The 6,698-nt window shown below is 37.6% G+C and carries 8 protein-coding genes; 3 read left to right on the top strand and 5 right to left on the bottom strand.

What is annotated here, in order from left to right; all coding sequences use genetic code 11:
* Positions 1–591 precede the first annotated feature (591 nt).
* The 3 genes from thiI to G322_RS21165 are packed head-to-tail and all read right to left on the bottom strand — an operon-like array spanning position 592 to position 3,095.
* Positions 592–2,046: a tRNA uracil 4-sulfurtransferase ThiI gene (gene thiI / locus G322_RS0116530; protein WP_022942825.1), complete on the bottom strand. Its 1,455-nt coding sequence runs from the start codon at positions 2,044–2,046 to the stop codon at positions 592–594.
* Between the two features lie 49 nt (positions 2,047–2,095).
* Complete coding sequence (locus tag G322_RS0116525) at positions 2,096–2,641, bottom strand: YaeQ family protein (protein ID WP_022942824.1); 546 nt, start codon at positions 2,639–2,641, stop codon at positions 2,096–2,098.
* A gap of 1 nt (position 2,642) precedes the next feature.
* Positions 2,643–3,095: a VF530 family DNA-binding protein gene (locus G322_RS21165; RefSeq protein WP_022942823.1), complete on the bottom strand. Its 453-nt coding sequence runs from the start codon at positions 3,093–3,095 to the stop codon at positions 2,643–2,645.
* 341 nt (positions 3,096–3,436) lie between these two features.
* Between G322_RS21165 and G322_RS0116515 the strand changes: the two genes are divergently transcribed.
* Together G322_RS0116515 and G322_RS0116510 are read left to right on the top strand one after the other, a co-directional pair.
* Positions 3,437–3,823, top strand: coding sequence for a hypothetical protein (locus G322_RS0116515; RefSeq protein ID WP_022942822.1), 387 nt, complete (start codon positions 3,437–3,439; stop codon positions 3,821–3,823).
* A gap of 59 nt (positions 3,824–3,882) precedes the next feature.
* The gene (locus G322_RS0116510; RefSeq protein WP_028866696.1) at positions 3,883–4,773 is read left to right on the top strand and encodes a pseudouridine synthase; all 891 of its coding nucleotides are present in this window, start codon (positions 3,883–3,885) and stop codon (positions 4,771–4,773) included.
* A gap of 276 nt (positions 4,774–5,049) precedes the next feature.
* On the opposite strand, the gene G322_RS24375 is transcribed toward G322_RS0116510, so the two are convergent.
* Both G322_RS24375 and G322_RS24370 read right to left on the bottom strand, forming a co-directional pair.
* The gene (locus tag G322_RS24375) at positions 5,050–5,628 is read right to left on the bottom strand and encodes an NO-inducible flavohemoprotein (RefSeq protein ID WP_245542343.1); all 579 of its coding nucleotides are present in this window, start codon (positions 5,626–5,628) and stop codon (positions 5,050–5,052) included.
* Between the two features lie 57 nt (positions 5,629–5,685).
* Complete coding sequence (locus tag G322_RS24370; RefSeq protein ID WP_245542342.1) at positions 5,686–6,147, bottom strand: globin domain-containing protein; 462 nt, start codon at positions 6,145–6,147, stop codon at positions 5,686–5,688.
* 127 nt (positions 6,148–6,274) lie between these two features.
* Between G322_RS24370 and G322_RS0116500 the strand changes: the two genes are divergently transcribed.
* Positions 6,275–6,457 carry an Rrf2 family transcriptional regulator gene (locus tag G322_RS0116500; RefSeq protein ID WP_022942820.1) on the top strand — a complete coding sequence of 61 codons (183 nt, stop codon included), beginning with the start codon at positions 6,275–6,277 and terminating at the stop codon, positions 6,455–6,457.
* Positions 6,458–6,698 lie beyond the last annotated feature (241 nt).

Here is a 6,698-nt window from a genome sequence, read left to right as displayed (position 1 = left end):
CTATTTAGTGATCGTTACACAACAACTTGCGCTAAATTGTTTTCAAAAAGCCTGAAATGACGGGTTATGTTGAAAACAAAAGCGCAAGTAATTTTGAAGCCGATCCTTAGTGAGTAATTCAATTCCTACATCTATACCCATGATACTTCAAGATGCAAAGTCAGCAAGGTAATACCAATTACATTAAGTATGTGATCTAAATTTTCCGCAGGGAAAACAGCTTAATTCAAGGCGTAAGTTGACGTAAATGGTTGTTCCTTTTACGAAAATTACAACGCGGAAGTGAGTTGTTTTAACCAGTAAAATAGATCAGCTATTTACTGTTATTGGTACAACATGGGTATAGAATACGGCCAACCTACTGATAGAAAAAATCAAACAAACTGAAACTGTGAATTGTCCCCCTCAAAGCATGAAAAAACGCCACCTTTAACGCCATTTTTGTGAGTAAAAACCGATATGATTATTTTCTAAACAGATTGTTGGAAGAGGTTTTAAGAAATTTAAAGCGTATGCTTCTTTCTTAGATAATAAAACGGTGCTATCACTAGCACCGTTTTTGTAAAGATAAGCTTAATTTAATGGTATCAATTATGGACGATATACTTTTACATTCTCAAAGCCTGCTTCTTTTAAGTACAACGCTTGTAGCTGGCTCATTACACCACGATCACAATAGAGAAGGTAAGTTTTATCCTGTGTTAACGTCTCAAATTGACTCGCAAGTCTAAAGAATGGGATATGTTTAACCTCTACCCCCTCAATTTTCAGAGGAGATTCATCTTCTTCCTCAGGAGAGCGAATATCTAAAATCACTTCATCCTTTGAAAAGTCGGAAACAGACTCAACCTCTGTCACCTCTTCATTCGCCGCCTTACCAATATCACGAATATCTAATATCACCGCATTTTCGACAACTTGATCAATAAGAGAAAGATCAAACTTTGCTTCCTCTTTCTCAATTTTTTTCATTACCGCTTTCACGGTTGGGCGCAGTGAGATAACACCACAATATTCAGGAATAGTTTCTGAAAGTTCAGCTGTACCAATTTTTCGTGCGCAATCGATAATGTCTTGTTTGTCCGTCACAATAAGTGGACGCAAAATCAGCATATCAGTCACTTTGTCGATAACTGAAAGGTTACGCAGTGTTTGGCTAGAAACTTGCCCTAATGCTTCCCCTGTCACTAATGACTCAATGGCCAATTTATCTGCAACAAGTGTCCCCGCGCGCATCATCATACGTTTTAAAACAACGCCCATCTGACCGTTATCTACTTTCTCTAAAATTTCAGCAACCACTGGCTCAAAAGGAACAGAGATAAATTTAACACGATGCGATGCGCCAAAACGTTGCCATAAACGATAGGCAACCTGTTTTACACCAATTTCGTGAGCAGCCCCACCAAGATTAAAGAAACAGTAATGTACACGCGAGCCACGTTTAATAAATTGATAACTAGAAACACCCGAATCAAAACCACCTGAGATAAGTGATAAAACAGACTCTTGTGTGCCTAATGGAAATCCACCCAGTCCTTCATGACGTTTGTCGATAAAAAACAGTGTGTTATTATTAATTTCAAGCTTAACGGTAACATCAGGGCCTTTTAGTTTAACACCCGCGGCTTCTGTATTTTGATTTAATCCACCCCCGATATAACGCTCAGCTTCAATTGAAGTAAAATCATGATGACCCACACGTTTTACACGCACGCAAAATGTTTTGCCTGTTAAGTTATCAGCAACATGTGCTTTTGTTTGCTCGTAAGCATCATGCAAGTCACTAAACTCACTCTCTTTCACCTCTAAAAAATGCGCAATACCCGGTGTGCTTGACAGCATATAAATAAGCTTTGCTTTGTTTTCAGGCGCGTCATTATCGGTGCGTACAATGATTTTATCCCACTCTAAAATCACCTTTACCTCTTCATCATAATTACGAAGCACGTTGCGGATATTACCCTGTAACATTTTACTGAAACGTTTACGAACAGGTTTACTTTTCATCATAATTTCAGGGAAGAGTTTGACAATAAATTTCATGTTAGATCACTGTGTTGGTTGCGTTAAATAAGGGAGCAGATTATAACGATTAATCGGGTTGCTGTAAAACAGTGAGCGTAACTTCACACTCACCCAACTCGGTGGCGATATAACTTGATTCACCAGAAAGTGTAATTGAAAGCTCCATGGTACGTTTAACCAATTTAGTGAGCTGTTGAATTTGGCTAAATTCAAATTGATACACACTTAAATTCCCTAGCTTTTCAAAGTCACTTTTCCCCTGTGACCACCACACATCAGACTTAGTATTAAAACTATAAATACTCACTGCATCTGCTAAACGGCTCGCTTTTTTAATGCGCTCAAAAGCAGGCTCCCCCATATCGACCCATAAAAGAAACTCATCAGATAAACTTTTTGCCCAAATATCAGGATCATCCACATTAGAAAGCCCTTTGGTAAACGCTAAAAACTCTTGTTGTGAAGTAAGGCAAAACGCAAGGACGCGTGCCATCATACGTTCAAGGTTTTCAGAGGGATGCTGAGCAACGGTTAGATTAAAGTTATCATAGATATCATTATTGAGATCAGAACGATTAATCGTCATTTTATAAATTGTTGGTTTCAAAGCCATCTTAAGTATTCCATGGGTTGTTAGGATCATAAACAGGCTCATCATCACTGCTGTTTTGGCGAGTATTATTTTTTTTTGAACCACGCATATCTGAAGCGTGCTCAATCAACGCGTTTGTTTCTGCCATTATTTCACTCGGCGTATCAGCCAGTGGCTCACCCAGTGAAGAGCGATCCCGTGGTGGGATCATTAACTGTTTATCATCAGGCCACGCAAAGTTTTTATAAACATAAAGGTAAAAGTTTTCCACCTTCTCTTTTGCCCACTCATGATTACGTAAAAACTTCATGGTTGATTTTAAGCCAGTATGAAACTGAAAACGTTCAATATTTAATGTTTCACTTAAACACAACCACCCATAATGGTCTGAAATTTCAGTTAATAGTTGATCAAGTTTCAAGCCATAGAGTGGGCTAACCGATTTTTTAGATTGAGGTAATTCAAGATGTGTCAAAATATGTTTTCCATGATTAACTTTTCCAGTAAATTAGAAAGCCAATTCTATACTATTCTTCATCGTTTATAGTAATTTTTAATCGGCTAAAAAAGTGACGATAATAAATATTAAGCGCAGTTAGACTTCACCAAGAAGTGAACTATATGCGATAATGGGCCAACTTTTTTCATTGCAAGCACATTCTTATACCGCCATTAATTTCACATAAACCTCAACACCAAACATTGCATAAAATGATTCTGTAACAGAGGCGTTCTTATTGTGGTTGCATCTGCAACCGTTAGATAGCAAAATATAACGTTATCAGCAGAATATTCCATAAAAGCAAAGGCAAACATATGCAGCAAGACGTGCCCATTACCATCAAGGCGGATGGCCAATTTTCGAGTTCACTTAAACCGTTATTGAACAATCTGGAAATGTGGATCAACTTTCAAGCACTAAAAGCAGATTGGTATGGCAATGAAGATGTCACCTTATGCTTTGATTTTACCCTGATCAGACGATTGGAAGAAAAAACACCCTCTCTTGCAACGGGAAATTGGCACGTAGCATCAGGTTATGCTTACCATTATGAAAGTAGTAACCTAACAACAATTGCTTTTATTGCGCTTGATGATTTACTTCAAAGTAACGTTGGTATTGAACAAGCGATAAAACAAAGACTGATAAATGTAACCAATAGCATTGCGCTTCAACATGGTTTTCAGGCATTGACACTTTGATTTACAGCCTCTTAGGAATCACTGTTTTTATGATATTTCAATCTAATGCAGTTCACTAAATGATAATTTCTAAGTATCCCTCAATATTGAGTTTACCGCAGACAAATCCTGGTGTTACCACCGTGCTAGAATACCTGATCATTAAATTCCCCTACATTGATGCTCAAATTTGGCAGCAACGCATCACCGATGGCAAAGTACACTGCCATAACGGCACACTAATAACAGCGCAATCTCTCTTTAAAGCGCAACAACGGATCTACTATTACAGGGAGGTCGAAAGCGAGCCGAGTATCCCCTTCAAAGAGACAATACTATTTCAGGATCAACATATTTTAGTGGCCTATAAACCCCACTTTCTCGCCGTGATCCCCGGTGGTAAATTTGTTAATGAATGTTTGCAAAATCGTTTACGACAAAGCACTGGTATTGAGTCTCTGCAAGCATTGCATCGTTTAGACAGAGTAACCGCAGGTTTGGTCGTCTTCTCTGTTAACCCAAGCACCCGCCATCATTACCATCATCTCTTTGAAACTCGACAAATAGCTAAAACCTATCAGGCAATTGCCAACGTTCGTAATGGTGCAAACCTTATCGGTCAGACATGGGAAGTGAAGAATCGTATCGTAAAATCCGAACCACAGTTTTGCATGCGTGTAACGGAAGGCAAAGCCAATAGTCACTCTGTCATTCGATGCTTGCAACAATCGAATCAGAAAGCGTTATTTGAGTTAAACCCTGTTACAGGTAAAACCCATCAATTACGTGTGCATATGCAGACATTAGGTTGGCCCATACTCAACGACAAATACTACCCACAATTACAACCACTATCTGATGATAACTATTCAACACCATTGCAGTTATTGGCAAAAGAGCTTCGATTTATTGATCCTGTGACTCAGCAACCAAGGTGCTTTATTTATGACGGTAACTTATCGCTAAAATGAAGAGATACTTACTCTCTCGTTGCTAACATATTAGCTCACACACGCCCTCCATAATGGACAAAGCAGCAGGGTAAACGATAAAATTTTATTGTTTAATATAGAAGAAATAATTTACCATAATTTTGAATGCTATTAGATAAGAGGCATAAATAAAGATTCAACTTTATTCATTACCTCGATAAACATGCGTTTAGTCATCTAAATCACAAACTCGCATGAGATCCAAACATTTCATAATGAATATAATCCGTCTCAACACCCATTGCTTTTAATTTATCATTTACCACTTGCATAAAAGGAACTGGACCACAGAAATAATAATGTGTTTCTGGTTGTAAAATAGATCCTTCTAGACTGTTTAGATCCAGCATGATCATAATCACAACCCAATTTATCTGCCTTTTCAGGTGTTTGGTACCATGTGGTTACTGTTGCATTATTATGCAACTCAGCCAACTGTTTCACATGTGACGAAAAGGCATGATGTTTACCATCTAAACACGCATGCAGATAATGAATAGAACCCTGATGATTATTTTTTACCAGCTGATTAAACATACTCACCATGGGTGTTAACCCTACTCCACCCGACAAAAGCACAACAGGATTTGTCTCTTTTACATCTAAAAAGAAATCTCCAGCGGGTGGGATCAAATATATATACCCTCCTATTTCAACATCATTATGCAGATAATTAGAGACAATACCTGCAATAGGTAATGTCTCTCGTTTTACACTAATGCGGTATGTTTTACCGTTTGGCGAATCTGATAATGAATATTGACGAATCTCTTTGTTATCAGACATTGTTGGGTCAACATGAACACCAATATATTGACCTGATTTATAATCCATGATCGATTTACCATCTGTAGGAGCCAAAATAAAAGAGGTGATCACATCACTTTCAACTTATTTTTTAATAACTGCAAACTGGCTAAGGTCTCGCCAACCACCTATTTGACTTTTATTCGAGGTGTAAATTTTCTCTTCACGTGCAATAAAAACATCTGCTAATTGGCCATAAGCAATAGCCCATGCACTAATAACTTCATCTGTTGCGGCATCACCCGCTAATTCTTTAATTGTTGCGAACAAATGCTCACCAACAATATTAGACTGCTCCTTTGTAATCAAAAAGCTAGTATGTTTTTGTGCAATACGTTCAATCGCACTCGCTAATACTTCAGGACGATCTAAAAACTTAGCAGAAGCAAGTACCGCATTAAACAACGCAGTAGCTTGCTTTCCAGAATGCTGACTCGCCATATTAAACTGATCTTTTAACTCTGGATTATGGGTAAACATACGCTTATAAAAATGCTCTGTTAACGCAGAGTCTACAGACTCAAGTAAGGGTATTGTCGATTGCATTATTGTAATAATTGCTTGTCTAACATGATTTCACCTTTTATTTAAATATACATTTGAAATGTTCATTTAAGTAAAGGTTACCTTTCTAATTGATTTATATCAGCATTTTTATAAAGGAATATACTGTATGCGCCTATCTCAATTTACAGATTTCGGACGCCGAAGTTTAATTTATACCGCCCAATTAGGAAAAGATAAAAAGACAAATGTACGTGAGATTGCCGAATATCATAAAATATCTCGTCGCCATTTAGTGAAAGTAATAAATCAACTGACTCACCTTGGATACAGGGCAAACGGGTTTAAATAATACAAGTTAAGTACAGTTAACCACCAATCTAGTGGTTTTTCTTGATTGAAGGGGTTAGTCTCTATTTATATAAATGAAAACATGCAGGACTAAAGTCCCACTTCCCAAAAGTAAGCTAATTATTCATCGGAAGTGGGACTTTAGTCCTGCCTTTTGATGCTTGAATTAACAACTGACCAGAAAGCAAACTCATTCTGTTTGTTTTAAACCCGTTTGCCCTGCCTTGGATATTTCCAATCTA

It is taken from the genome of Psychromonas hadalis ATCC BAA-638 (assembly GCF_000420245.1).
Classification (GTDB): domain Bacteria; phylum Pseudomonadota; class Gammaproteobacteria; order Enterobacterales; family Psychromonadaceae; genus Psychromonas; species Psychromonas hadalis.
The sequence above is the reverse complement of the archived record's forward strand: the minus strand, read 5'-3'. Positions and strand labels throughout refer to the sequence as shown.